The organism is Kitasatospora sp. NPDC058184 (assembly GCF_042883725.1).
Taxonomy (GTDB): Bacteria; Actinomycetota; Actinomycetes; order Streptomycetales; family Streptomycetaceae; genus Kitasatospora.
This window is the reverse complement of sequence record NZ_JBHVVE010000002.1, coordinates 263297-287775: the sequence shown is the minus strand read 5'-3', so window position 1 is coordinate 287775 and position 24479 is coordinate 263297. Positions and strand designations below refer to the sequence as shown.

Genomic DNA, 24479 nt, shown 5'->3' with positions numbered 1-24479 from the left:
TGCGGGGCCGGGGCCCGACCGTCGGGTTCGGCCGGTGCGGGCCGGGCCGTGACCTTTCCGCGCGGCGCTCGTTGGAGGAACCGGGGGAGGTTCACTCACTCGGGTGGTTCTGGGACCCCGAGGGCATTCAGCCAGGTCAAGGGCAGTAAAGTTAGGCTTACCTAACTTCCCCTGGGGGTTTCTCGTGTCGCTCGCTGCCGTACCCGTCCAGGCCGCCTCCGGAGCCCCGGCCGCCGGTGAAGCCATCCTGCGCCGTCAGCGCGTCCGCGAGTCCGCAGCCAGAACCTACGCCCGCTCCTTCCCGATCGTCCCGGTCCGCGCCCACGGCATGACCGTCGAGGGCGCCGACGGGCGGCGCTACCTGGACTGCCTCTCCGGCGCCGGCACGCTCGCCCTCGGCCACAACCACCCGGTGGTGCTGGAGGCGATCCGCCGCACCCTCGACAGCGGCGCCCCGCTGCACCTGCTCGACCTCGCCACCGCCGAGAAGGACGACTTCACCAGCGCGCTCTTCGAGAGCCTGCCCGCCGAGTTCGGCGCCCGCGCCCGGGTGCACTTCTGCGGACCGGCCGGGACGGACGCCGTCGAGGCCGCGCTCAAGCTGATGCAGACCGCCACAGGCCGCTCCGGCGCGCTCGCCTTCACCGGCGCCTACCACGGCATGACCGCCGGCGCCCTCGCGCTCACCGGCAATGTCGCGGTCAAGGAGCCGCTGCCGAGCGGCGGCGAGGTCGCCCGGCTGCCCTACCCGTACGGCTACCGCTGCCCGTTCGGGGTCGGCGGCGAGGCGGGCGCGGACCTCGCCGCGACCTACGTGGAGCGGCTGCTGGACGACCCCTCGGGCGGTGTGGTCGCGCCCGCCGCGATGATCCTGGAAGCCGTCCAGGGCGAGGGCGGGGTCGTCCCCGCGCCCGACGGCTGGCTGCGCGCGATGCGCCGGATCACCGCCGAGCGCGGCATCCCGCTGATCGTCGACGAGGTGCAGACCGGAGTCGGCCGCACCGGCGCGATGTGGGCGATCGAGCACAGCGGCATCGTCCCGGACGCGATGGTCCTCTCCAAGGCCATCGGCGGCAGCCTGCCGCTCGCCGTCGTCGTCTACCGCGAGGACTACGACGGCTGGCGGCCCGGCGCCCACACCGGCACCTTCCGCGGCAACACCCTCGCCATGGCCGCCGGGGCCGCGACGCTGCGCCACGTCGCGGCGAACGGGCTGGTCGAGCGGGCCGCCGTCGTCGGCGAGCGGATGGCGGCCCGGCTGCGCGAACTCGCGGCCGAACTGCCGGTGATCGGCGACGTGCGCGGCCGGGGGCTGATGCTCGGGGTCGAACTGGTCGACCCGGCGGCGGAGCCCGACGCGTGCGGCGCCCGGCCGGCCGACCCGGCGCTCGCGGTGCGGGTCCGGGAGGCGTGCCTGGCGCGGGGGCTGATCGTCGAGCTCGGCGGGCGCCACGACGCGGTGCTGCGACTGCTCCCGCCGCTCACCATCACGGACGAGCAGGTGGCGGCGGTGCTGGAGCGGCTGGCGGAGGCGATCGCGGCGGCGTCCACGGGCGGGCCGACGGGCGGGCCGACGGGCGGTTCGGCGAGTGGTTCGGCGGGCGCGCCGACGGTGCGGGGCAACCGGTGAGCGGGCCCGGATCCGGCCCCGTCGGGCTCCCCCGGGACGGCGCCGCCACCGACGCCCTGGCGGGCGGCGCGGCCGGTCCTGGCGCGCTCGGACCGCTGCTGGCCACCGTCCTCGACTCCCTGGAGACGGGCGCCGCCATGCGCTCCGGACCGGTGCCGGCGGGCAGCCCGGCCGAGATCGCCGCACTCGTCGACGAGGCCCTGGCCACCGACGACGGACCAGGCGCCCTCGCCCGGCTCACCCAACTGCTCGCCTACGGCGCCGCCGACCCCGCCGACCCGGCCTGCGCCGCGCACCTGCACTGCCCGCCGCTGGCCGTCGCCGCCGCGGCGGACCTCGCGGTCAGCGCCCTCAATCCCTCCCAGGACTCCTGGGACCAGGCCCCCGCCGCCACCGCCCTGGAGAGCACGCTGCTCGCCGAGATCGCCGGGCTCGTCGGCTACGACCCGCAGCGCGCCGCCGGCGTCCTCACCTCCGGCGGCACCGAGTCCAACCTCATGGGGCTCATGCTGGCGCGCGACCAGAAGCTCGACGGCATCGTGGAGCTGGACGGCATCCCGGCCGGCGTCCGGCCCTGCATCCTCGCCTCCGAGGCCGCGCACTTCTCCGTCCAGCGCGCCGCCGCCCTGCTCGGCCTCGGCGAGCGGGCCGTCATCCCCGTCGCGGTCGACCGCGGGCTGCGGTTGCGGGAGGACGAACTGGAACGGGCGATGGCCGAGGCCAGCTGGGCCGGACGGACCCCGATCGCCGTGGTCGCCACCGCGGGCACCACCGACACCGGAGCCGTCGACCCGCTCTCCGCCGCCGCCGACCTCGCCGGCCGCTACGGCGCCTGGCTGCACGTGGACGCCGCGTACGGCGGCGGGGCGCTGCTCTCCGACCGGCTCGCCCCACTGCTCGACGGCATCGCCCGCGCCGACTCGGTCTCCCTCGACTGGCACAAGCTCGGCTGGCAGCCGGCCGCGGCCGGGGTCTTCCTGGTGCGCCGCGCCGAGACCTACGTCTCGCTCGCCCGCCGCGCCGAGTACCTCAACCCGGTCGACGACGAGCAGGCCGGCTACCCCAGCCTGCTCGGCCGCTCGCTGCGCACCACCCGCCGGGCCGACGCCTTCAAGCTCGCCGTCACCCTGCGCACCCTCGGCCGCGACGGACTCGGCCGCCTGGTCGACTCCTGCCACGACCTCGCGCTCGCCGCGGCCGACGCCGTGCGCGCGGACCCGGCGCTCGAGCTCTACGCCGAGCCGGTGCTGACCGCCGTCCTTTTCCGCTACCGGCCGCCCGGCGTGACGGACGAGGCCGCGCTGGACGAGGTGAACGGCCGGCTGCGGCGCCTGCTGCTGCGCACCGGCCGGGCGGTGGTCGGCCGCACCGAACTCCCGGGCGACGGTCCGGGCCGGGTCCGGTTGAAGCTCACACTGCTGAACCCCCACACCACGGTGGGGGAGGTCGGCGCGCTGGTGCGGGAGGTGGTGGGCGCCGGCCGCAAGGTCGCGGGCGAGCGGGCGGGGTAGGGCCGACGGGGGTTCCGCGGGGGCTCCGGGCGGGCGGGCCCCGGCGTCAGCCGGCGAGGAGGATCGACCGGGTGAGCTCCCAGGTCTCGGGGTCGGCGGCGACCAGGAGGCCGTCCTCGCAGCCGGGGGCCTCCGGGCGGTACGGGGTGCCGTCCGGGCGGGCGGAGACGCCGCCGGCCTCGGTGACCAGGAGGGAGCCCGGGGCGTGGTCCCAGGGGAGGGTGCGCCAGTAGAGGAGGAAGTCGAAGCGGCCGTCGACGACGTCCGGGTACTCGATCCCGGCGGCGTGCCGACCGGGGGAGATCTCGCCGAAGGCCGCGATGTTGTCCTGGAGCCGGCGGCGGTGCGCGGCGTCGAGGTAGCGGCTCTTCACCGAGCCGCGCAGCTTCGCGACGTCCTTCGGTGCCGGGGGGCGGGTCAGGCGCACGCCGTCGCGCCAGGCGCCGGAGCCCAGCTCGGCGCAGTAGGCGGTGGCGGTGGCGGGCTGCCAGATCCAGGAGGCGACGGTCCGGCCGGAGCGGACCAGGGAGCACATCACGGCGTACTCGGGTCTGCCGGCGACGAAGTTGGCGGTGCCGTCCACCGGGTCGACCAGCCAGGCGGCCGGCTCGTCGTGGAGGGCCAGGGCGAGCGACGGGTCGGCGGAGACCGCCTCCTCGCCGACCACGGGGACGGGCAGCAGCTCGTGCAGTCGACGGGCGATGATCGCCTCGGCCTCGCGGTCGGCGACCGTGACGATCTCGCCGGGGGCCTTCTCCATCACCTCGCCGGCGGCCAGCGCCCGGAAGCGCGGCTCCACCACCTCGGCCGACGCCTCGGCGAGTATCTCCGCCACCTTGTCCATCAGCACGTTCGCGCTCCCTTCGCTGCCTACCACTCTCCCACGAGCGGAGGAAGGGGGCGGCGGCGGTCCGGGGCGGTGGAACGGCTGACGGCCTACGGTTGATGGCCAACAGATGACAGCTGACAGATAACAGCTGACAGATAACAGCTGACAGATTTCGAAATCTGTCAGCTGTTCGCCCCCGGCCGTCGACGGCCACTTCGGCGCGTCCACGCCTGCGGCCTTCGGGCCACTTCGGCCGGCGGGACCGGTGAGCCGACCGGTGGAGTTGGGCATGGTCATCGGGTGCGGTGATGCGTTGTAAGGTGAGCCTCACCTTAATCGATCATGCGGAATCGATCTCGGGAGTGCCCATGGTTCCCGGAACACCCCTGCCCGTAGCACCCTGCGCGTCCTCCGCGCTGGTCGCCGACTACCGGCGGCTGCGGGAGCTCTGCCCGGTGCTGGAGCTGCGCCTGCTCGACGCCGCCGAGCCCGCCCCGGGCGCCGCCGACGGCTGGCACTCCGGAGCCGAACTCGCCACCGACGAACGGTTGCTGGCCGCCGTCCTGGCGGGTGCGGAGGCCCGCATCGCCGACGAGCACGGCCGCGCTCCGCGACCGCACGTCACCGCCTCCCGGCTGCTCCACCACTACGTTTGGTCGGCCTGCCTGCTGATCGCCGGCCCCTGGTACCTCGCCCGCCGGGTCCCCGTCGTCGACCCGGCCGACCTCTGGCTGCACGCCCCCACCGGCGCGCTCGCCCTGCGCCAGCGCGGGTACGTCACCCTCCCCGGCGACGACGAACTGCGCGCCGAGCTGCGGGCCGCCGTGGTCGCGCACCTCGGACCGGTGCTCGCCGCGTTCGCCGGTCCCACCCGGCGCCGCGACCGGGCGCTCTGGGGCATGGTGACGGACGATCTGGCCTCCGCCCTCTGGTACCTGGGGCGGATGCTCGGCGAGGAGGGTGCCGCCGTCGCCGCCGCAGGGGAGGGCGCAGTCGCCGCAGTCGCCGAGGAGGACGCCGCCGTCGCCGCCGCCGAGGCCGTCCTGCCCGGCGGCACCCTGCCGCTCCCCGGCGGCGCCGACTTCCGCCGCCTGCACACCCCCGACGGGCGCGCCCACCACACCCGCACCCGGCTCGCCTGCTGCCTCTACTACGCGGTCGGGCCCGCGGCCACCGCCTGTCTGACCTGCCCGAGGACCTCCGACGAGGAGCGGCTGCGGCGGCTCTGACGGTCCGTCCACAGCCGGGCCGCGCAGCCTGGTTCGCTGTCAGTGGCATCGGCTATGGTCGCCGACATGATCGATTCCACCACGCGGGTCCGGATCGCCCGCCCCTCGCGCGACATCGCGGCGGCCGAGCGCTTCTACGTCGACGCCCTCGGCCTCGCCGTGCAGTGGCGCAGCACCGAGCGGGTGTCCGGCGAGCACGACCTGCTGATGGTCGGTCCGCCCGGCGGCAGTTGGCACTTCGAGCTGACGCACGACCCGGAGCGGCCGCTGGAGCCCACCCCGACGGTGGACGACCTGTTCGTCGTCTACCTCGGCGCCCCGGTGGACGAGGCACTGGTCGCCCGGCTGGAGGAGGCCGGCGGCACCCGGGTCGCGTCCCACAACCCGTACTGGGACGAGCACGGCGTGACGATAGCCGACCCGGACGGCTACCGGCTGGTGCTCTGCTCCCGCACCTGGGGGGCCTGAGCCTCAGGCTCCCGGGGCGCCCGGCCGGCCGTACCCGTTCCGATCCCCTCGCGCTCCGCGGGGCCGGGCGCACGTCCTCCGGCCCCGCCGGGCAGCACCGCCACGCCCCGGTCCAGGTCCACGCCGAAGTGCGGCGGCGCCCCGGCCTGTTCGTCGTCCCGGAGCACGAGCTGCTCCCGCTTCTGCTCGACCTGCACCTGCTTGCCCGGGCTGAACAGCGCGTGCAGCTCCTCCAGCCCGCCGGCACCCGTCCCCACCCCGGGCCCGCGCCGCCGCGGCCGCGACGAGGACTCGTCCTGGACCTGCCACACCGCCAGCAGCACCAGCCCCAGCACCGCCGCGACCGTCGCCGCCACACCCACGATCCACCCCATGCCCGCTCAACGCGCGCACGGGGCCACGGCGTTCCCCCGGGCGCACACGTGGGCGCGCCGCGGGTACGTCGCGGGTTCAACGCGGGTTCGACGCGGCCGCACTGTGGCGTAAAGCGCACGGGCGGGCGGCTGGTCCACCGGATACGCTGCCGGACGAATCGGAAGGAGCACCCTCACCATGCTCGTGCGCGGAACCCTCGTGGACATCCCGACGGCGGACGGCACCGCCGACGCCTACCTCGCCCACCCCGACGACGGCCGGGCCCACCCGGGCGTCATCCTCTTCACGGACGCCTTCGGCCTCCGGCCGCACGTGGAGGGCATGGCCGACCGGCTGGCCGCGGCCGGGTACGCCGTACTCGCCCCCAACCTCTTCTACCGCGCCGGCCGCGCGCCGGTCTTCGACCTGCCGGAGCGCATCGACCTGGAGCAGGCCGACGAACTCTTCGGCCGGATCTTCCCGCTGATCGAAACGCTCACCCCGGACGCGAACTCCCGCGACGCGGACGCGTACCTGCGCTGGCTCGCCGAGTCCCCGCTGGTCCAGGACGGCCCGGTCGGCCTGACCGGCTACTGCTTCGGGGCCATGCTGGCGCTGCGCGCCGCCGCCAGCCACCCGGACCGGATCGCCGTCGCGGCCGGGTTCCACGGCGGCAGGCTCGCCACCGACAGCCCGGACAGCCCGCACCTGGGCGCCGACCGGATCACCGCGGAGCTGTACTTCGGCCACGCGGACGAGGACCCGTCGCTGCCGCCCGAGCAGATCGACCGGCTCGCCGCGGCCCTCACCGCCGCCGGTGTCCGGTACCGGGCGGAGGTCTACGCCGGCGCCCCGCACGGCTACACCCAGGCCGACACCAACCGCTACGACGCGGTGGCGGCCGAGCGGCACTGGGAGGCGCTGCTCGGGCTGCTGAAGCGGGCCCTGCCTGCCTGAGGGGCCGTCGGAGAACTGTCCGGGGCCGGTCTGATGATTGCCTGAGACCGGTACCGGACAGGTCTGAGGACTGCCCGAGGCCGCTCGCAGGCCGGTCGGAACCAGGCCCGGGGGAACGGGGCCGAACGAGGGATCCAGGGGGACGGCACATGAACACCAGTCAGGGCACGCGGGGAAAGCCCGCCGGGCCGGGTCCGCGGAGCGTCCAGGAGGCCGTCGCCCGGGCGCTCGGCGAGCACCTGCCCGGCGGCGTGCGCACCGGCGAACTGGACCGGGACGGACGGGCGTTGCGCTGGGTGGAGGCCGGCCGGGGCGGCGCCGTGCCGGTGGTCCTGATCGCGGGCGCCGGGACGTCGGCGCTCACCTGGTCGGCCGTCCTGCCCGAACTCGCCCGGTACGGGAGGGTCGTGGCGTACGACCGGGCCGGGCTGGGGGCCAGCGAGCCCGAGCGGTCCACCGCCCCGAGGCTGAACGGCCAGCTCGCCGACCTGGCCGCCCTCGTGCGGCACCTGGACGCGGGCCCGGCCCTCCTGGTCGGGCACAGCTGGGGCGGCCAGCTGGCCCAACTCCTCGCCTGGCAGCGGCCGGAGCTGGTGGCCGGGCAGGTGCTCGTGGATCCGGCGCACGAGGAGTTCCAGCCGCGGTCCATCCAGGTCGCCGAGGCCGTGCTGAACCGGCTCTGGCTGTACCGGCTCTGGCTGTACCGGACGGCGCTGTCGCCGACCTCGCCCGAACCGGAGGAGCCGCTCGCCCGGGCCGAGGCGGCCGTGATCGCGCACCGGCACCAGCGGCGTGCCCTCCTCGCCGAACTGGGGCTGACCGCCGCCGCCGTCCCCGAGCTCCGTCGTCGCCGCGCCGGGGCTCCGCCGACCGAGGCGCCGCTGGCCGTCCTGAGCGCGACCCGGGGGCTGCCCAGGGCGATGCGCGTCCGCTGGACCGCCCTGCAGGCGGGTGTCGCGAGGAGCGCCGTCCGGGGGACGCACGGCACGGTGCTCGGCGCCGGTCACGCCATCCAGGCCGACCGGCCCCAGGCGGTCGTCTCGGCCGTCCGGGAAGTCGCGGACCGTGCTCGATATTTCCTCAAGGACTGACAACTCGTGCCCAATTCCTTTTCGGACCTGCACGACTGAGTCCACGACACCCTCTGGCACACTGTGTGCCGACGACCCGCGGGGGTGGGGTCATGACACGGGGGAGCAGGGGTATGAGCGGCGCGGGCACCGTGCTCGGCGGGCGGTACGAGCTGGTCGAGAAGATCGGCGGCGGCGCCATGGGCTCGGTCTGGAAGGCCGAGGACACCGTGCTGGCGCGAAGGGTCGCGGTCAAGATCCTGCGCTCGGAGCTGCTGGAGGACGACACCTCCGCCCAGCGCTTCCGCCGCGAGGCCCAGCTGGTCGCCGCGGTCGACCACCCCGGTGTGGTGGGCGTCCACGACTACGGCGAGAGCGGCGGGGACGGCGAGGAGCGCTGCGCCTACATCGTCATGGAGCTGATCGACGGCCGTCCGCTGGACCGGGTGCTCAAGGACACCGGACCGATGGGCGTCGAGCGCACACTCGACCTGGTGGCCGGAGCCCTGGACGCGCTGCACGCCGCGCACCAGCGGGAGATCGTCCACCGGGACATCAAGCCGTCCAACCTGATGGTGCGTTCGGACGGCCGGGTGGCCATCACCGACTTCGGCATCGCCCGGGCGCTCGCCAGTACCAAGCTCACCGCCCCGTTCGCGATCATCGGCACCGCGCTCTACATGTCCCCGGAGCAGGCCGAGGGCGTGAACCTCGGACCGGCCACCGACCTGTACTCGATCGGCGTGGTCTGCTACGAACTGCTGGTCGGCGAGCCGCCGTACTCCGGTGACGGGCCGCTCCAGATCGCGCTCAAGCACGTCAACCAGCCGGTGCCGGAACTGCCGGACACCTTTCCGGCGCCGGTACGGGCACTGGTCGCCCGGGCGCTCGCCAAGAAGCCCGAGGAGCGGTACGCGGACGCGGCGGAGATGGCGAGGGCGGTCCGGGCGGCGCTCGCGGGGGAGGGCTTCGCCGGCGGCGGGCAGACGCCGGGGAAGACCGGCGCGGCCGACAGCGGGACCCTCCCGCTCCGGCCCGGTGCGGGCCCGGCCGCCGAGGGCGGTGCCGCGGAGCCCGCGAAGGACGGTGCGGCGGGGCCGGCCCAGGGCGGCGCGGCCGTGGCGCTGGTCAAGGGCGGGGCGGTGGTGGTGCCCGCCGCGGGTGGCGCCCCGGCACCGGACGAGGTGGCGAAGGTGGAGCCGCAGGCGCAGACCGAACCCGGTCGGCGGCGGTCCCGGCGCACCCTGCTGGTGCCCGTCGTCATCCCCGTGGTCATCTCGATGGGCACGGCGACCGTCCTGCTGGTCGACCGCGGGGCCGGCGGCACCGACGCGGCCCAGTCGCCCGGCGCCCAGCCGACCGTGGTGGTCACCGCCCCCGTGACCCCGGGCACCGCGACCTCGGCGCCCGCGACCACCACCGCGCCGACCACCCCGGCGCCGACCGACACCCCGGCGGCCACCCCGGGCCCCGACCAGCCGGCTCCCGGCGCCGCCCAGAACCAGCCGCAGGTCCCCGTCCCGCCGGTGCCGGCCGCCGGTGGTCAGGGCGGCAGTGGCGGTTCGGGCGCCTCGGCCGGTTCGGGTGGTGCCCGGACCGGTGGTACGGGCGCGGCCGCCGGCGGGGCGTCGTCGGCCGGTCAGGGGAGCCAGCCCGGCGGCGGCAACCCGCCCAACCCGCCAGCCAATCAGAACCCGCAGCCTCCGGCTCAGAGTGCCAACGGCGGGACCACCAGCGTCCCGCAGAGCCCGCCCCGGCCCGCGTCCTGCGGCGGCACCAGCTGGAGCACCATCGTCAGCGCGAAGGACGGCCGCGCGATCGGGATGCGCGACGACAACCTGAACGGCGACAACCCGATCGTCGTCGGCGGTCACGCGCAGTACGGCTGGGTGCGCTCGACCAACCCCGGCATGTGGATCCTGTTCAACGCCTGCAACAACGGCGGCCCGCAGCTGGTCCAGACGATGGACGGGAAGGTCGTGCTGAGCAACGGCTTCAGCATCCTCACCAACTGGACTATGCACAGTGGCAGTTCGGCCGGCTCGTACACGCTGGGCGACTACCAGAACCGGTCCTGCATGACCAACAACGGCCCCGGCAGCGCCGTCACCATGGTCTCCTGCACCCCCGGCAACGCCGCCCAGGAGTGGCGGCTGCAGTAGGGGCCCGCCCGAGGCATGAGAATTCGCGGCGCGGGGTGCGCGAGCGGCCTGTGAGGCTGCCGGTGACCACCACCACCGCCCCGTGAAGGAGGAGCCGTGGGCCCCAGCGCAGCCGTGCCGTCGCTTCCCTCTGCTGCCGTCCCCCAACTCGCGCGCAGGGAGGTGGTCCTGCGGTCCGGGCGGTGACGGTCGGCTGACTAGCAGACGACCTCCCGGTGTTCAAGGGGGTCCGGGTGGCGGGACCTCGCCACCGGCGTGTCAAGGAACCGTATGGAGTCTTCTACACACATGTAAAAGTCGATCGACGGCCGGCCGGGCCCGCTCGTCGGGTCGGCGTGCGGCGGACGGCGGGTGGATTCCCGTAGGTGCAGGCGACCGGGCGTCGTTCGGGTCGGAGCCCTTGGCGGGATGTGGTGAATTGCCCGGGTTCGCCTGCTGATTGGAGGCTCTTTACCCGATGGCGGGACCTGGCCAATTGCTGAGCAAGACCTGTCAATTCACCTGCTGGATTGTCATGCTTCTGGTCATCCCCCAGCGGTAGCCCCACCCCCACCCATCGGTGGCGAACCGCTCGACTGCACGGGGTTCCCGCACGTCAGTGCCCGTCCCGCCCCACAGGTGCCGACCCGGCCCCCCGGGACGCGGTGCGACCGCGCCCAGACGCGGATTCCCGGAAGGACTCGTACGTGAAGCGTAAGCTCGCGGCCGTCGCCGTACTCTCGGCCACGGCCCTGTTGACCGGTGTGATCCAGGTGAGCACCGCCGCCCAGGCCGCTCCCACCCCCTCGCTGCAGGCCCAGGCCGCCCAGCAGCACGCGACCGCGCTCAAGCTGGCGGCCGGTCAGGCCGGCCCGCTGGCCAAGGCGCTCAAGCTCGGCGACAAGGAGCAGCTGGTCGCCAAGGACGCCGCGGTGGACAAGGACGGCACCCGCCACCTGCGCTTCGAGCGCACCTACGCCGGCCTGCCGGTGATCGGTGGCGACCTGGTCGTCCACCAGAAGACCGACGGCTCGGTGAAGTCGGTCGACAAGGCGGTCGCCGCCCGGATCGCGCTGCCGAACACGACCCCGAAGATCGCCGCCGACCAGGCCGCCACGCAGGTCACCGCAGGGGTCAAGGCCACCATCGGGGCGCGCGCCGACGCCGACGAGTCGCCGCTCACCGAGGTCCACCAGGCCGGCAAGGCCGAGCTGGTGGTCTGGGCCACCGACGGCAACCCGCGCCTGGCGTACCGCACCACGGTCGAGGGCCAGCGCGCCGACGGCACCCCGAGCCGCCAGATCCTGGTCACCGACGCGGCCGACGGCCGGGTCCTCGCCACTCACGAGACGATCGAGACCGCGGCCGGCACGGGCAACGGCATCTTCGTCGGCCAGGTCCCGCTGGCCACCACCCAGAGCGGCTCGAACTACCAGCTGAAGGACGCCGGTCGCGGCGGCCAGTCCACCAGCGACCTCAACAACGGCACCGACGGCACCGGCTCGCTGTTCGCCAACACCAGCAACAGCTTCGGTGACGGCACCGTCAACAACCGCGAATCCGCCGCCGTGGACGCCCAGTTCGGTGCCGCCACCACCTGGGACTTCTACAAGAGCACCTTCGGCCGCAACGGCATCCGCAACGACGGCGTCGGCGCCCTGAGCCGGGTGCACTACGGCTCCAACTACGTCAACGCCTTCTGGGACGACAGCTGCTTCTGCATGTCGTACGGCGACGGCAGCAACAACACCGCTCCGCTCACCGAGATCGACGTGGCCGGCCACGAGATGAGCCACGGCGTGACCGCGGCCACCGCGAACCTCAACTACGCGGGCGAGTCCGGCGGCCTCAACGAGGCGACCTCGGACATCATGGGCACGATGGTCGAGTGGTACGCCAACCTGCCCTCCAACCCGCCGAACTACTGGATCGGCGAGCTGATCAACCTCAACGGCAACGGTACGCCGCTGCGGTACATGGACCAGCCGAGCAAGGACGGCGGCTCGGCGGACTACTGGGACGCGAACGTCGGCAACCTGGACGTGCACTACTCGTCCGGGGTGGCGAACCACTTCTTCTACCTGCTGTCCGAGGGCAGCGGCGCGAAGACGATCAACGGGTTCAGCTACAACAGCCCGACGTACGACAACTCCACGCTCGCGGGCATCGGCCGGGACAAGGCCGCGCAGATCTGGTACCGCGCGCTGACCACGTACTTCACCTCCACCACCGACTACGCGGGCGCCCGTGCGGGCACCCTCAGCGCGGCGGCGGACCTGTACGGGTCGGGCAGCGCGGAGTACAACGCGGTCGCCGCCACCTGGACGGCCGTCAACGTCAACTGACCAGGCTACGGGAAGACTTCGGGCATGAGTCCAGCCCGGAGCTGAACCGGGCCCGGGCCTGAACCCATCAGGCCCGGGCCCGGGGAGGTGTGGAGGGCCCCGCCGGGCCGTGGGTGCCGGCCGGCGGGGGAGTACGGCGGGGGCGACGGTGAGCGGACCACCGTCGCCCCCGCTGTGTGACGCCTGACGATACGTCAATTTTCCTTTCCGTGCAGCTTCCGTGGCGATTCGTGGCGCACGCGAGGGCGGGCAGCAGGGCGCGGGGCCCTGGTAGCACCTCCGGCGGGCCCCCGTACACCCAGAAAACTCGACCATCGCGGCGGTAGTGGACAACCCCCGGGAACGGCAGTGCACTTGGTTCCGGGGCGAACCTCCGGATCCGTAGCGTCCTCGGCATGACGCTACTGACACGAACCCCGCCGAGCGCCGTCCGACGGCGCGGCCTGCTGGTCTACCTGGTGCTCGCCTACGCCGGGATGTGGGCGGCGATGACCCCGCTGCTCGCCGCGGGCTACCAGCGCACCGACGCCCGGGAGGGGGTCGGCGCGCTGGAGCAGATCTGCATCGCGGCCGCCATGCTGGCCCCGGCGCTGGCGGCGCTGCTGGTGGTCCGCCTCGTCGAACGGGGCGGCGGGGTACGGGAGGCGCTGGCACTGCGCTGGCCGCGGCCCCGGGCCCGTGCGGTCCGGGCCTGCCTGCTGCCGCTCGGGGTGCTCGGCGGGCTGACGGCCGCGACGCTGGCACTCGGCGCGCTGGCGGGCAGCTACCCGTTCGCCGGCTTCGGCTCGCTGGACGCGGGGCGGATCGGATCGTGGGCGGTCCAGGGCCTGATCGGGATGGTGCTCTCGCTGCCGCTGTTCTTCGGCGAGGAGATCGGCTGGCAGGGCTTCCTCTTCCCCCGGTTGCTGCTGCTCGGCCGGCGAGCGGGCGGGGGTGAGGGCGCCGGTGGCAGGGTGGTGCTGGTCCGGGCCTACCTGCTCGCGGGGACGGCCTTCGCGCTCTGGCACCTGCCGACGCTGCTGATGGGCGGCCAGTACCCGGGATGGCCGTGGTACCTGGCGGTGCCCGCGCTGACGGTCAGCTGTGTGCTCGTCCTGCCGGTCTTCACCTGGCTGAGGCTGCGCTCGGGGTCGGTGGTCCCGGCGGTGCTGGCGCACGCCTTCACGAGCAGCATGAGCGTGTCGATGGTCCGGGAGTTCGCGGACCCGGACGCCGAGCTGGACCCGCTCACGATGTCGCTGGCGGGCTGGCCCGGCTGGGTCGTCCTCGGCGGGTTCGTGGCCTTCCTCGCCTTCACCGGGCGACTGCGGCCGGGCCGGTACGGGCAGGGGTGACGCGTGCCGTGGCGGGCGGCGGGTGACGGATTTCAGATGACAGATTTCATCATCTGTTATCTGAAATCTGTTAGCTGTCGGCTGTTCGCTGTCACCCGTCGTCCGTCACCCGCCCGCCGGGGCCATGTCCTTGCGGATCTCGTCCAGGATCAGCCCGGCCCCGGTGTAGCCGATGCCGAGCATCCACAGGTTGTCGTCCACCCGGAACACCCGCCCGTTGCGCACGGCGTCCAGGTTCTTCCAGAGCGCCCCCTCGGTGATCTTCCCCTGGTCGGACTTGGCCGCGTCCCCGTACACCGCGTAGAAGATGACGTCGGCCGCGGCCTGGTCCACCTGTTCGGGGCTGATCTCCATCGAGAAACCGGGCTTGTCCTGGTTGGCGGGCCGCCCGAGCCCCAGATCCTTGAACAGCGAGCCGACGAAGGTGTCGTTCAGGTAGAGCCTGGTCGGCGCACCCGCCAGGAAGCGGGCCATCTCGACCCGGGTGGCCGCCGCCCTGGCCGGTCCGCCGAGCGCGGTGACCAGGTCCCGCAGCTTCGCCCGGTACGCCGCGTCCGCCGCGTCGGCCTCGGCCTGCCGGCCCAGCGCCTCGGCGTGCAGCCGGACGTTCTCCTTCCAGGTCGGCCCGGTGGTCTTGGAGAGCACCGTCGGCGCGATCTTCGACAGTTCGTCGTACCGCTTGTCGTCGCGGACCTGGTTGCTCAGGATGAGGTCCGGCCGCAGTGCCGCGATCGTCTCCAGGCTGGGCTGGCCGATGGCCCCGACAGGCTTCGTCCCGGACAGCCGCTCGGCGGGCAGGTAGGCGGGGAACGGGGCGCCCGCGGTGACGGTGGTGGCGCCGGCCGGGCTGAGGCCGAGGGTGACCACTGAGTCCAGCGCGTCGGTGTCCAGGGCCACCACCCGGCTCGCCCGGGCCGGCACGGTGCTCTCGCCGCGCGCGTGCCGGACCGTCCGGGTGCCGCCGGAGCCGGCCGAACCACCACCGGACGAACCGGAGCCCGACGAACCACCACCGGACGAACCGCCGCCCGGCGCCGGGGAGTCGGACCCGCACGCGGCGAGCACGAGCCCCGGGGCGAGCCCGGCGGCGAGGCCGAGAGCGGCGCGGCGGCTGAGCGGTCGGGCCATCGGCGGCACCTCCAACGTACGGGCGGGGCGCGGGAATCCCTGCCCGCGCAGCGGCCCGGTTACGCCTCGGAACCGTTCTCCCGTCGCTGGCGCAGGAGTTCGAGGTACTCGACGTGTACCCGCCGGTCCATGGCGAGGGCGAACTGGGCGTCCGCGACCGTGCGCGCCAGCGGCCGAACCCGCAGGATGCGCTCGGTGAGCCGGGCCGCCTCGCCGGGCGGCAGCGGGGTGTCGGCGGCCAGCGCGCTGAGCAGGTGCTCGCCGACCACCTCGATGAAGATCTCGGCGATGGCGTCCACGTGCTCCCGGGTGCGCCGACTGGCGTCCAGTACCGCCGAGAGCGGCACCCCCTCCGCCACCAGCTCGGTGGTGGCGTCCATCAGCCGGCGGCTGACGTGGGTGATGCCGTCCTCCTCGACGGTGATGTAGCCCTGGGCGATCGACTCGGCGGTGTTCTCCTCGGTCAGCTGGTCGCCGAAGGCGGTCTTGAGCTCGTCCCAGTCCAGGCGCACCGGGGTCTCGTCGGACCACGGCGCGACGATCGCCGCCTCCAGCCCGATCAGCTCGGCGACGTCCCGCCCGCTCTCGCCGGCGCCGATCAGCTCGGCGATGCCGCCCAGGGTGTGGCCGCGTTCGAGCAGTTCGCCGATCATCCGCAGCCGGGCCAGGTGCTCCTCGCCGTACCAGGCGATGCGGCCCTCCTTGCGGGGCGGCTGAAGCAGTTTGCGCTCGCGGTAGAAGCGCAGGGTGCGGGTGGTGATGCTGGCGGCCTCGGCCAGTTCCTCCACCCGGTACTCGCGTTTTCTGTCGCCCGCAGCAGCTCTGACCTTGTCCACGGCGATCAGCATAGGTCCGTCGGCTCGGAAGGCTCCCCGAACCGGAGCGGTCGCGCTTCTTCCATCCGGTGTCAGCAAGGGCTACCCTGCCAACCATGCCAGTGATTACTGGCGCGATTGGCGGGGTTCCGGAGGCGGACCCCGGGAGGATCCGGAGACGGGCCCCAGGAGGTTCCGGGGCACGCTCGCCGGGAGAGCGCGACGATCACCGTCCCACCCTCAGGAGGTTGCCGCATGGCATCCAGCAGCAAGCGCCCCCGCTCCGGCGCGTCCGCAGCGACCGACACCACCGCGGCGCAGGAGTCCGTCCCGCACGTCCGGGTGGCGGTGATCGGCTCCGGCTTCGGCGGACTCGGCGCCGCGGTCCGACTGCGCCGTGCCGGGATCACCGACTTCGTGGTCCTGGAGCGGGCGGACTCGGTCGGCGGCACCTGGCGCGACAACAGCTACCCCGGCTGCGCCTGCGACGTGCCCTCGCACCTCTACTCCTTCTCCTTCGCGCCCAACCCCGACTGGCCGCGCAGCTTCTCCGGCCAGCCGGACATCCGCGCCTACCTGGAGAAGGTCGCCACCGTCTTCGGCCTCCGCCCCCACCTGCGCTTCAACACCGAGGTGCTGGAGGCGCGTTGGGAGAGCGAGCAGACCCGCTGGCGGATCACCACCTCGGCCGGCCAGTGGACGGCCGACGCCATCGTCTCCGCCGCCGGACCGCTCGCCGACCCGCAGATCCCCGACCTGCCCGGGCTGGGCGACTTCCCCGGCAAGGTGTTCCACTCCTCCCGCTGGGACCACGACTTCGACCTGACCGGCAAGCGCGTCGCGATGGTCGGCACCGGCGCCTCCGCCGCGCAGATCATCCCGTCGATCCAGCCCAAGGTCGGCAGGCTGACGGTCTTCCAGCGCACCCCGGCCTGGGTGCTGCCGCGCCGCGACCGCGAGATCAGCCAGCTGGAGAAGTGGCTGCACGGCCGCCTGCCGGTCACCGCGAAGATCCGCCGCGGCACCCTGTTCGCCCTCCGCGAGCTCCAGGTGGACGCGTTCGTGCGCCGCCCCGGACTGCTGCGCCTGGTCCAGCAGCTCGCCGAACGCCACATCGCCCAGGGTGTCCCCGACCCGGCGCTGCGGGCCAGGCTCACCCCGGACTACCGGATCGGCTGCAAGCGCATCCTGCTCAGCAACACCTACTACCCGGCGCTCGCCGCGGCCAACACCGAGGTCGTCTCCTCCGGCCTGCGCGAACTGCGCGGCTCCACGCTGGTCGCGGCCGACGGCAGCGAGCACGAGGTGGACGCCATCGTCTTCGGCACCGGCTTCCACGTCACCGACATGCCCATCGGCGCCCGGGTGTTCGGCGCCAACGGGACCAGCCTGGCGGAGGAGTGGAAGGACGGCATGGAGGCGCTGCGCGGCTCGACCGTGCACGGCTTCCCGAACCTCTTCTTCGTCATCGGGCCCAACACCGGCCTCGGCAACAGCTCGATGATCCTGATGATCGAGTCCCAACTGAACTACATGATCGACGCGTTGACCACGCTCGGCTCGATCGGAGCCGCCGCGATGCAGCCCACCGCGCGCGCCCAGCGGCAGTGGAACCTCGAACTCCAGCACCGGATGGACCGCACCGTCTGGACCACCGGCGGCTGCCTCAGCTGGTACCTCGACCCGAGCGGCAGGAACACCGTGCTCTGGCCCGGCTCCACCACCTCGTTCCGCCGGGCCACCCGCAGGGTCGACCTGGGCGAGTACGAGCTGATCATGCGCGCCGCACCGGCGGCCGCCCGCACCGTCCAGGAGGTCTCCGCGTGAACGGCGTCCGGCTGCCCGAGGAGTACGAACCTCCCGTTCCCGTGGAGGAGTTGAGCGTACGGACGGCGGACGGCATCCGGCTGCACGTCGAGGTGCACGGCCGGTCCGACGCGCCTACCGTGGTGCTCGCCCACGGCTGGACCTGCTCGACCGCCTTCTGGGCCCCGGTGATCCGCTTGCTGGCCGACCGCTACCGGGTGGTGGCCTACGACCAGCGCGGCCACGGGCGCAGCGAGATCCCGCCGAGCCGGGCCCGCTACTCGACCAGGGCGCTGGCCGAGGACCTGTCCGCCGTGCTCACGCGGACCGTGCCGGCGGGCGAGCGGGCCGTGCTCGCCGGGCACAGCATGGGCGGGATGACGATCATGGCCGCCGGTGGCCGCCCCGAGGTCGCCGAGCGCACCGCCGCGGCCGTCCTGATCTCCACCGGGCCGGGCGACCTGGTGGCCGAACTCACCGTCCTGCCACCGGCCGTACGCGCCCGGGGCCTGCGGCGCTTCCTGCACCGGCAGCTGCTGCGCTCCCGGATGCCGCTCGGACCGGTCTCGTCGGTCAGCCGGGCGGCGCTCAAGTACGCGACCATGGGCGCCGGTTCGCCCGCCGGCCAGGTCGAGGCGACGGCCCGGATCGTGCACGCCTGCCCGACCGCCGTCCGCGCCAACTGGGCCGCGGTGCTGGACCGGGTGGACGTCCACGCCGGGCTCGCCCGGATCGCCGCGCCCACGGCGGTGGTGGTCGGCACCGACGACCGGCTGACCCCGCCGGTGCACGCGCACCGGATGGTCGCCGAACTCCAGGACGCACAGGGGCTGTTGCTGCTGCCCGGGGTCGGGCACATGTCGCCGCTGGAGCGCCCGGCGGAGGTCGCCGCGGAGATCCACCGGATGGCCTCCGGGTACCTGACGGCCGCGCCCGGCGCCGTTCCCGCTTCCCTTCCCGCTTCCGCTTCCGCTTCCACCGACGAGAGGACCGCCGTCGCATGAACGCCATCCCGCCGTTGTCCGAGCAGGTCGTCGTCGTCACCGGGGCCGCGCGCGGCGTCGGCGCGTCGCTGGCCCGCAAGCTCGCCCGGCGCGGGGCCAAGGTGGCCCTGCTGGGGCTGGAGCCGGAGGAGCTGAAGGCCGTCGCCGCGCAGTGCGGCCCGTCCGCGACCAGCTGGGAGGTGGACGTCACCGACCTCGACGCGCTGGAGGACACCGCCCGGCGGATCAAGGAGCACTACGGGCGGGTCGACACCGTCGTCGCCAATGCCGGGATCGCCCTCGGCGGGCCGCTGGCCGACAGTGACCACCGGGCGTTCAGCCGGGTCATCGAGGTCAACCTGCTCGGCAGCGTGGCCACCGCCAGGGCCTTCCTGCCTGCGCTCGCCGAGAGCCGAGGGTACCTGCTCCAGATCGCCTCGCTCGCCGCGCTGACCCCCGCGCCGCTGATGAGCGCGTACTGCGCCAGCAAGTCCGGGGTGGAGGCCTTCGCCCACTCGATCCGCGCCGAGGTGGCCTACCAGGGGGTCAAGGTCGGTGTCGGGTACCTGAGTTGGACCGACACCGACATGGTGCGCGGGGCCGACGAGGATGCCGTGCTGAAGCAGATGCGCTCCCGGCTGCCGTGGCCGGCGAACAAGACGTATCCGCTGGAGCCCGCGGTGGACCGGATCGTCGCCGGGATCGCCCGCCGGTCCGCCCACGTCTACGCCCAGGCCTGGCTGCGCGGGATGCAGCCGGTCCGCTGGCTGCTGCCGAGCCTGATCGCGGTGGTCGGCTCCCGGGACGTGGCCCGGCTCGCCCCCCAGCTCGCCGCCACCGCCGCCACTCGCCTGCGCGCCGTCGGCGCCGGGGGCGCGGCGGACGACCGACGGCGGACGGTCGACAGCTGACGGATGACAGGCGACGGATAACAGCCGACAGATAACAGATTTCGAAATCTGTTATCTGTCAGCTGTTCGTCGTTCGCCGTCACCCGCCCCCGCCGCGATCCCCGCCAGCGTCTCCAGCGCCCGCGCCAGTACCGGCAGCGGCGGCGAGGCGAGCCCGACCCGGATGGCGGAGGGCGAGCGCCGGGGATCGACGGAGAAGGCCGCCGCAGGCGTGACCGAGATCCCGGCCCGCGCCGCCTCCGCGACGAAGGTCTCCGCCCGTCGGCCGGTCGGCAGCTCCCACCACAGGTAGTACGAGCACGGGTCGGACCGCAGCCGCTGCCCCGCCAGCACCTCGCGCGCCAGCAGCTGCCGGGCCGTCGCGTCGGCCCGCTTCGCCGCCTCCACCGTGGCCAGTGTGCCGTCCCCGATCCAGCGCACCGCCGCCTCCAGCGCGAAGCCGCCCGGCGTCCACCCGCCCGAGCGCAGTGCGCCCGCCACCCTTTCGCGCAGCGTCGCCGGGACGACCGCGAACCCGGTGGTCAGCCCCGGGGCGAGCCGCTTGGAGAGGCTGTCCACGAGTACGGTGCGCTCCGGTGCGAGCGCCGCCAGCGGCACCGACTCCGGCCGCAGGAAGGACCAGACGGCGTCCTCGACCACCGGCAGGTCGAGCCGCCGCAGCACCGCTACGAGCGCCACCACCCGCTCCTGCGGCAGGCTCGCGCCGAGCGGGTTCTGCAGGCGCGGCTGGAGGTACACCGCGCGCAGCGGTCCGGCCCGGTGGGCGGCCGCCACGGCGTCCGGCAGCAGCCCGTACTCGTCCACGGCCAGCGGCACCAGCACGATGCCCAGCCGCTCCGCCGCTGCCTTGACCACCGGATAGGTCAGCTCCTCCACGCCCAGCCGCTGTCCGGGCGGCACCAGCGCGGACAGGGCCCCGGCGATGGCCTGCCGCCCGTTGCCGGCGAACAGCAGGTCCTCCGCCGCGACCTCCCAGGAGCCGGCCGACACCAGTCCGGCGAACGCCCGCCGTGCCGCGCCCGTCCCGGCGGCGCCGACCGGCCGCAGCGCCTCGCCCAGCGCGTCCGGCCGCAGCAGCGGCGCCAGTGCGCCCGCCAGCAGTTCGGCCTGCCCGGCGACGGCGGGGTAGTTGAGCTCCAGGTCCACGGGGGCGGCGGCCGGCTCCGCGAGTGCCACCCGGCTGCCGTCCGGTGCCCGCCCGGCCCGGACGAAGGTCCCGCGCCCGACCTCCCCGACGGTCAGTCCGCGCCGGGCCAGTTCCCGGTAGACGCGCCCCGCCGTCGAGTTGGCGATGCCCCGGCCGCGGGCGAACGCCCGTTGGGTGGGCAGCTGCTGGCCGGGCCGCAGCCGTCCGTCCGCGATCTCGGCGGCGATCCGGTCGGCGATCAGGCGGTAGTCGTCCATCGGCGTTCGCTCCTCCAGGGTCTCGGGCGCCGGATTGCACCGAGGGCAAAGTCATCATTGCATTGACCCGATGAGCCGTCCTAGCCTCCTCGCATGGACGCGTTGACATCCGCCGTGGACGGCCGGGCCCTGCTCGGGATCGCCGCCGTGGCCCTGGGCATGGTGCTGTCGCCCGGGCCGAACATGATCTACCTGGTCTCGCGCTCGATCGCGCAGGGCCGCCGCGCCGGGCTGATCTCGCTGACCGGGGTCGCGGCCGGCTTCCTGGTCTACCTGGTCGCGGTGACGGCGGGGGTGGCCGCGGTGTTCTCGGTGGTGCCCGCCCTCTACACCGCGATCAAGCTGGCCGGTGCCGGGTACCTGCTCTGGCTGGCCTGGAAGGCGGTCAAGCCGGGCGGCACGGCGGTCTTCGCCCCGCAGCAGCTGCCGCCGGACCCGCCGCGCCGGCTGTTCGCGATGGGCTTCCTGACCTGCCTGCTCAACCCCAAGATCGCCATCATGTACATCTCGCTGCTGCCCCAGTTCGTGGCCCCGGAACGCGGTCACGTCGCCCTGCAGAGCCTGCTGCTGGGCCTGACCCAGATCGCGATAGCGATCACCGTCAACGGCCTGATCGCGGTGAGCGCGGGCGGCATCGCGGCCTTCCTCAACCGCCGCCCCGGCTGGCTGCGGATCCAGCGCTACGTGATGGGCACCGTCCTCGCGGGCCTCGCCGTGCACATCGCCGCCGACCGCGCCAAGGCCGTGGCGGTCTGAGGGCCGGGGCCGCAACGATCCAGCTGTCGGGTGGCAGGTGTTGAGTACCTAGGCGCTACGGCCGGTGGCGGTCCGCAGCACCTCGTACCCCGCCTGGACGAACCGTCCGCCCCGCTTGGGGCCGGTGTTGGCGAGGGCCGCCACCGCCGTCCCGCCCGTCGGTGAGAACCCGACGAAGGAGGTGAACCCCCGGGTCGCGCCGGAGTGGAAGTACAGGTCGCGCCCTCCCGAGCGGCGGTGGTTCCACACCAGGCACAGCTCGTCGGAGGAGTGCGGGAGCCGCAGTCTGACCTGTTGGACCTCGGCCAGTGGCGCCCCCAGCCGGCCTTCCCCCTCGCCGATGTGGGCCTGGAGGAAGCGCAGCAGGTCGCTTCCGCTGGCCCGTACCGCGCCGGCGCCCGGCAGCCCGGGGATCCGCCAGGTCGGCATCGCCCGGCCGCGCCGGTAGCCGGTCGCCCGGTTCGGCGCGTCCGGCGCGCAGGTGGTGGCGTCGAGTCGCAGCGGCATCAGGACCCGCTTGGCGAGCAGTTCCCCGTACGGCAGTCCGCCTGTCTCGGCCAGCAGCCGGCCGAGCAGCCCGACCCCGTAGTTGGAGTACCGGTGCATGCTGCCGGGCCTGCTGCGTACGGTGGTTAGGGCCAGGGCGGCTCTCAACTGGTCGTCGCCGAACGCCGCGTACGGGTTGGTCTGCCAGGTCGGCACGGCTCCGGTGAGCAGTCCGGGGGGCAGCCCGGGCAGCCCCGAGGTGTGGGTGGCGAGGTGCAGCAGCCGGATCGGCTCGGGGGAGCGGGCGGCGATCGGGCGCCAGCCGGGCGGCAGTCGGCGTTCGACCGGGTCGTCGAGGGAGAGTTCGCCGCGCGTGGCCAGTTCGGCGAGCAGCAGCGCGGTGAACGTCTTGCTGACCGAGCCGAGTTCGAAGACGGTGTCCGGGGTGCAGGCGGCCGCCCGCCCTCGGGCGAGGCGTCCGAAGCACCGCACCTCCCCCTGTCCGTCGCGCGCCACGGCCACGGTGACCGCGGTCGCGTACGGTGCGGCCGCCCGGACTGCCGCCCGGACGGCCGTGTCGAGTTCGTTCATGCGGCCGCGGTGTCGGCGGTGTCGGCGCCGTTCGCGCCGCCGAGTGCCCGGGAGAGCGCGACCGTCGCGGCCACGACCGCGACCACGGCGGTGTGCTCGTGCGCGCGGATGGCCAACTCCGGGTCGTCCTCGATCGGTTCGTTGTCCCGGGGCACGAGGCCGTCCGCCCGTTGCACCGAGGCCAGGGCCTCCCAGCCGGACCGTCCGGTGACGGGTTCCCCGATGCACGAGTCGACGATCAGCAGTTCGCCGACCAGGTCCCACTCGCCGATCTCCAGCCAGATGTCGAGCCAGACCGGCAGCCAGTCGCGCAGGTAGTCCCGCATCGGTTCGGGCAGGTCCTGGGGCCGGGCGCCCCAGTCGGTGAGGTGGAAGACGGTGTGGGTGACCTGGTAGGCGGTGGACCAGGAGACGGTCCAGGGTTCGGGGAGCGCGCCGAGCCAGGTGCGGGCGGCGAGCGTGGCCCAGTCCGGCCGGTGGCTCAGCTCGATGATCCGCCGTGCGTTGGCCACGGCCAGGTGCCGGCTGCCCTGGATCTCGACGGCGTGCACGGCCCGCAGCCGGCTGAGGGATTCGAGCAACTCCTCCAGTGCGGCGTGCCGGTAGCCGAGCCGGGCGAAGTGGGCGTACGTCTCCAGCGGGTCGGTGATGGTGACGTACCGCAGCTGGCGCTCGTAGAGCATGTCGCCCTCGCGCAGCTGGCCCCAGGCGGTCGTGATGAGGTCGCGCGCGGCGTGGATGTCCTGCGGTCCGGCGACCCCGTCGCGCAGCACCAGGGAGGAGGCCATCGCGACCTCGCAGAGCGGCTTGTAGATGTCGTCCGGCTTGGAGAGGTTGATGATGGCGTTGTCCGCGAACTTGCCGTAGCTGCCCTGGTACGACGTGTGCAGCCAGGACAGCGCGCGGGTGCCGAGCTGCTGGGCGATGGTGAGCGTCTGGGTGTCGGTCATGCCGGACTTCCCTCCAACAGGCGCTGGGCGACGGCGAGTTCGAGCCTGGTCCGGACGGCGCCGATGCCGACCAGGTGGGTCCGGTCCAGGACCGGTTCGACCTCCAGCCGTAGCGGGAGGCCCTCGGTGCTCGCCCAGGCGAGCCAGCGGGCGAGCCGCACGGCGGTGGTGAAGTCCCGTCGGAGCATGGAGCGGACGGTGCCGTGGGCGAGTTGCGCGGTGCCGGCGCGGGCGGCGTCGTGCACCGGGCCGTCCAGTCCGGGCAGTGCGAGCACGGACAACTGCGCCATCCGTACCGACCAGGACTGCCAGCCCAGGTCGTCAGGTCCGGGCGGCGGGGCGGGGGGTGAGGCCGGTGCGGGGTCCCCGTACGGTGTGCGGGCGAGCAGCCGGTCGGCTGCCCAGTCCTGCCAGGCGACGACCAGCGCGGCCTCGGCGGACGTCGGTGCCGGGGCGGGGAAGGCCCGTCGGGCCTCGGCGAGCAGCGCGGCGGTGGGCCCGTCGGGCTCGGCCCCGGCGAGCAGTTGCGGAGTGAAGAGGTCGGCGCCGAGCACGCGCACCGCGGCCAGCAGCGGGCGGGGTACGGCGGTGTCGGGGTCCGCGAGTGCGGCCGCACCCCCGGCGCCCCGGAGGGCGTCGAGGGTCCGGCCGGCCACCCGCTCGACCGCCGCGGCGTACTCGTCACGGAGAGGGGTTTCGGCGAACGGCATGGTGGTGAGCTACTCCTTCAGGAGACTCGGGATGGGCGCGGGGTCCCAGGGGCACGCGGCCCCGTGGGTGG

21 protein-coding genes are annotated in these 24479 nt (G+C 74.1%); 13 read left to right on the top strand and 8 right to left on the bottom strand.

The window, feature by feature from the left end; translation table 11 throughout:
• Positions 1-184 precede the first annotated feature (184 nt).
• Positions 185-1630 (top strand): diaminobutyrate--2-oxoglutarate transaminase, encoded by a 1446-nt coding sequence (locus tag ACFVXH_RS04490; protein WP_387820144.1) that lies wholly within the window; start codon positions 185-187, stop codon positions 1628-1630.
• Positions 1627-3141, top strand: a complete 1515-nt coding sequence (locus ACFVXH_RS04485; protein WP_387820143.1) for a pyridoxal phosphate-dependent decarboxylase family protein — start codon at positions 1627-1629, stop codon at positions 3139-3141. Before ACFVXH_RS04490 ends, ACFVXH_RS04485 begins: the two co-directional genes overlap by 4 nt.
• A gap of 46 nt (positions 3142-3187) precedes the next feature.
• On the opposite strand, the gene ACFVXH_RS04480 is transcribed toward ACFVXH_RS04485, so the two are convergent.
• The gene (locus ACFVXH_RS04480; protein WP_049651877.1) at positions 3188-3985 is read right to left on the bottom strand and encodes an inositol monophosphatase family protein; all 798 of its coding nucleotides are present in this window, start codon (positions 3983-3985) and stop codon (positions 3188-3190) included.
• Between the two features lie 353 nt (positions 3986-4338).
• Here ACFVXH_RS04480 and ACFVXH_RS04475 point away from each other — a divergent pair, with 353 nt between their 5' ends.
• Together ACFVXH_RS04475 and ACFVXH_RS04470 are read left to right on the top strand one after the other, a co-directional pair.
• A complete protein-coding gene (locus ACFVXH_RS04475; protein WP_387820141.1) occupies positions 4339-5199 on the top strand; it encodes a (2Fe-2S)-binding protein in 861 nt (286 codons plus the stop codon).
• A gap of 66 nt (positions 5200-5265) precedes the next feature.
• Entirely contained in the window at positions 5266-5667 is a 402-nt protein-coding gene (locus ACFVXH_RS04470; protein WP_074004433.1) for a VOC family protein, read from the top strand.
• Here the strand turns inward: ACFVXH_RS04470 and ACFVXH_RS04465 are convergent.
• Positions 5628-6041 carry a DUF6191 domain-containing protein gene (locus ACFVXH_RS04465; RefSeq protein WP_380777691.1) on the bottom strand — a complete coding sequence of 138 codons (414 nt, stop codon included), beginning with the start codon at positions 6039-6041 and terminating at the stop codon, positions 5628-5630. The genes ACFVXH_RS04470 and ACFVXH_RS04465 overlap by 40 nt on opposite strands.
• 178 nt (positions 6042-6219) lie before the next feature.
• Here ACFVXH_RS04465 and ACFVXH_RS04460 point away from each other — a divergent pair, with 178 nt between their 5' ends.
• The 5 genes from ACFVXH_RS04460 (at position 6220) to ACFVXH_RS04440 (ending at position 13868) form a co-directional block, all read left to right on the top strand.
• Entirely contained in the window at positions 6220-6978 is a 759-nt protein-coding gene (locus ACFVXH_RS04460; protein WP_074004258.1) for a dienelactone hydrolase family protein, read from the top strand.
• A 149-nt stretch (positions 6979-7127) separates the two neighbouring features.
• Positions 7128-8069, top strand: coding sequence for an alpha/beta fold hydrolase (locus ACFVXH_RS04455; protein WP_387820138.1), 942 nt, complete (start codon positions 7128-7130; stop codon positions 8067-8069).
• A gap of 113 nt (positions 8070-8182) precedes the next feature.
• Complete coding sequence (locus ACFVXH_RS04450) at positions 8183-10210, top strand: serine/threonine-protein kinase (RefSeq protein ID WP_387820136.1); 2028 nt, start codon at positions 8183-8185, stop codon at positions 10208-10210.
• A gap of 686 nt (positions 10211-10896) precedes the next feature.
• Positions 10897-12534: a M4 family metallopeptidase gene (locus ACFVXH_RS04445; protein ID WP_387820134.1), complete on the top strand. Its 1638-nt coding sequence runs from the start codon at positions 10897-10899 to the stop codon at positions 12532-12534.
• 395 nt (positions 12535-12929) lie between these two features.
• Entirely contained in the window at positions 12930-13868 is a 939-nt protein-coding gene (locus tag ACFVXH_RS04440; RefSeq protein WP_387820132.1) for a CPBP family intramembrane glutamic endopeptidase, read from the top strand.
• 105 nt (positions 13869-13973) lie between these two features.
• Here the strand turns inward: ACFVXH_RS04440 and ACFVXH_RS04435 are convergent, their stop codons facing one another.
• Both ACFVXH_RS04435 and ACFVXH_RS04430 read right to left on the bottom strand, forming a co-directional pair.
• Complete coding sequence (locus ACFVXH_RS04435; RefSeq protein ID WP_387820130.1) at positions 13974-14996, bottom strand: ABC transporter substrate-binding protein; 1023 nt, start codon at positions 14994-14996, stop codon at positions 13974-13976.
• Positions 14997-15055: 59 nt separating this feature from the next.
• Entirely contained in the window at positions 15056-15844 is a 789-nt protein-coding gene (locus ACFVXH_RS04430) for a MerR family transcriptional regulator (RefSeq protein WP_387820128.1), read from the bottom strand.
• A gap of 222 nt (positions 15845-16066) precedes the next feature.
• On the opposite strand from ACFVXH_RS04430, the gene ACFVXH_RS04425 reads away from it, so the two are divergent.
• The 3 genes from ACFVXH_RS04425 to ACFVXH_RS04415 are packed head-to-tail and all read left to right on the top strand — an operon-like array spanning position 16067 to position 19511.
• A complete protein-coding gene (locus ACFVXH_RS04425; protein ID WP_375873407.1) occupies positions 16067-17638 on the top strand; it encodes a flavin-containing monooxygenase in 1572 nt (523 codons plus the stop codon).
• Positions 17635-18621, top strand: coding sequence for an alpha/beta fold hydrolase (locus ACFVXH_RS04420; protein WP_387820126.1), 987 nt, complete (start codon positions 17635-17637; stop codon positions 18619-18621). The genes ACFVXH_RS04425 and ACFVXH_RS04420 overlap by 4 nt, the downstream gene beginning before the upstream one ends.
• A complete protein-coding gene (locus ACFVXH_RS04415; RefSeq protein ID WP_074004265.1) occupies positions 18618-19511 on the top strand; it encodes an SDR family oxidoreductase in 894 nt (297 codons plus the stop codon). Before ACFVXH_RS04420 ends, ACFVXH_RS04415 begins: the two co-directional genes overlap by 4 nt.
• Before the next feature lie 51 nt (positions 19512-19562).
• On the opposite strand, the gene ACFVXH_RS04410 is transcribed toward ACFVXH_RS04415, so the two are convergent.
• The gene (locus tag ACFVXH_RS04410) at positions 19563-20915 is read right to left on the bottom strand and encodes a PLP-dependent aminotransferase family protein (protein WP_387820123.1); all 1353 of its coding nucleotides are present in this window, start codon (positions 20913-20915) and stop codon (positions 19563-19565) included.
• Between the two features lie 93 nt (positions 20916-21008).
• Here ACFVXH_RS04410 and ACFVXH_RS04405 point away from each other — a divergent pair, with 93 nt between their 5' ends.
• On the top strand, positions 21009-21671 hold the full coding sequence (locus ACFVXH_RS04405) for a LysE family translocator (protein ID WP_074004267.1): 663 nt from the start codon (positions 21009-21011) through the stop codon (positions 21669-21671).
• A gap of 48 nt (positions 21672-21719) precedes the next feature.
• Here ACFVXH_RS04405 and ACFVXH_RS04400 read toward each other — a convergent pair whose 3' ends face one another.
• The 3 genes from ACFVXH_RS04400 to ACFVXH_RS04390 are packed head-to-tail and all read right to left on the bottom strand — an operon-like array spanning position 21720 to position 24408.
• Positions 21720-22748 carry a serine hydrolase domain-containing protein gene (locus ACFVXH_RS04400; protein WP_387820120.1) on the bottom strand — a complete coding sequence of 343 codons (1029 nt, stop codon included), beginning with the start codon at positions 22746-22748 and terminating at the stop codon, positions 21720-21722.
• Positions 22745-23698 (bottom strand): DUF6895 family protein, encoded by a 954-nt coding sequence (locus tag ACFVXH_RS04395; protein WP_387820118.1) that lies wholly within the window; start codon positions 23696-23698, stop codon positions 22745-22747. The genes ACFVXH_RS04400 and ACFVXH_RS04395 overlap by 4 nt, the downstream gene beginning before the upstream one ends.
• The gene (locus ACFVXH_RS04390) at positions 23695-24408 is read right to left on the bottom strand and encodes a hypothetical protein (protein WP_387820116.1); all 714 of its coding nucleotides are present in this window, start codon (positions 24406-24408) and stop codon (positions 23695-23697) included. Before ACFVXH_RS04390 ends, ACFVXH_RS04395 begins: the two co-directional genes overlap by 4 nt.
• Positions 24409-24479 lie beyond the last annotated feature (71 nt).

Bases quoted from the DNA above. Each gene is read 5' to 3' on its own strand.
- ACFVXH_RS04480 (WP_049651877.1), bottom strand. From the start codon at position 3,985: ATGGACAAGGTGGCGGAGATACTCGCCGAGGCGTCGGCCGAGGTGGTG.
- ACFVXH_RS04475 (WP_387820141.1), top strand. From the start codon at position 4,339: ATGGTTCCCGGAACACCCCTGCCCGTAGCACCCTGCGCGTCCTCCGCG.
- ACFVXH_RS04470 (WP_074004433.1), top strand. From the start codon at position 5,266: ATGATCGATTCCACCACGCGGGTCCGGATCGCCCGCCCCTCGCGCGAC.
- ACFVXH_RS04465 (WP_380777691.1), bottom strand. From the start codon at position 6,041: ATGGGGTGGATCGTGGGTGTGGCGGCGACGGTCGCGGCGGTGCTGGGG.
- ACFVXH_RS04460 (WP_074004258.1), top strand. From the start codon at position 6,220: ATGCTCGTGCGCGGAACCCTCGTGGACATCCCGACGGCGGACGGCACC.
- ACFVXH_RS04455 (WP_387820138.1), top strand. From the start codon at position 7,128: ATGAACACCAGTCAGGGCACGCGGGGAAAGCCCGCCGGGCCGGGTCCG.
- ACFVXH_RS04450 (WP_387820136.1), top strand. From the start codon at position 8,183: ATGAGCGGCGCGGGCACCGTGCTCGGCGGGCGGTACGAGCTGGTCGAG.
- ACFVXH_RS04440 (WP_387820132.1), top strand. From the start codon at position 12,930: ATGACGCTACTGACACGAACCCCGCCGAGCGCCGTCCGACGGCGCGGC.
- ACFVXH_RS04435 (WP_387820130.1), bottom strand. From the start codon at position 14,996: ATGGCCCGACCGCTCAGCCGCCGCGCCGCTCTCGGCCTCGCCGCCGGG.
- ACFVXH_RS04430 (WP_387820128.1), bottom strand. From the start codon at position 15,844: ATGCTGATCGCCGTGGACAAGGTCAGAGCTGCTGCGGGCGACAGAAAA.
- ACFVXH_RS04425 (WP_375873407.1), top strand. From the start codon at position 16,067: ATGGCATCCAGCAGCAAGCGCCCCCGCTCCGGCGCGTCCGCAGCGACC.
- ACFVXH_RS04415 (WP_074004265.1), top strand. From the start codon at position 18,618: ATGAACGCCATCCCGCCGTTGTCCGAGCAGGTCGTCGTCGTCACCGGG.
- ACFVXH_RS04410 (WP_387820123.1), bottom strand. From the start codon at position 20,915: ATGGACGACTACCGCCTGATCGCCGACCGGATCGCCGCCGAGATCGCG.
- ACFVXH_RS04405 (WP_074004267.1), top strand. From the start codon at position 21,009: ATGGACGCGTTGACATCCGCCGTGGACGGCCGGGCCCTGCTCGGGATC.
- ACFVXH_RS04400 (WP_387820120.1), bottom strand. From the start codon at position 22,748: ATGAACGAACTCGACACGGCCGTCCGGGCGGCAGTCCGGGCGGCCGCA.
- ACFVXH_RS04395 (WP_387820118.1), bottom strand. From the start codon at position 23,698: ATGACCGACACCCAGACGCTCACCATCGCCCAGCAGCTCGGCACCCGC.
- ACFVXH_RS04390 (WP_387820116.1), bottom strand. From the start codon at position 24,408: ATGCCGTTCGCCGAAACCCCTCTCCGTGACGAGTACGCCGCGGCGGTC.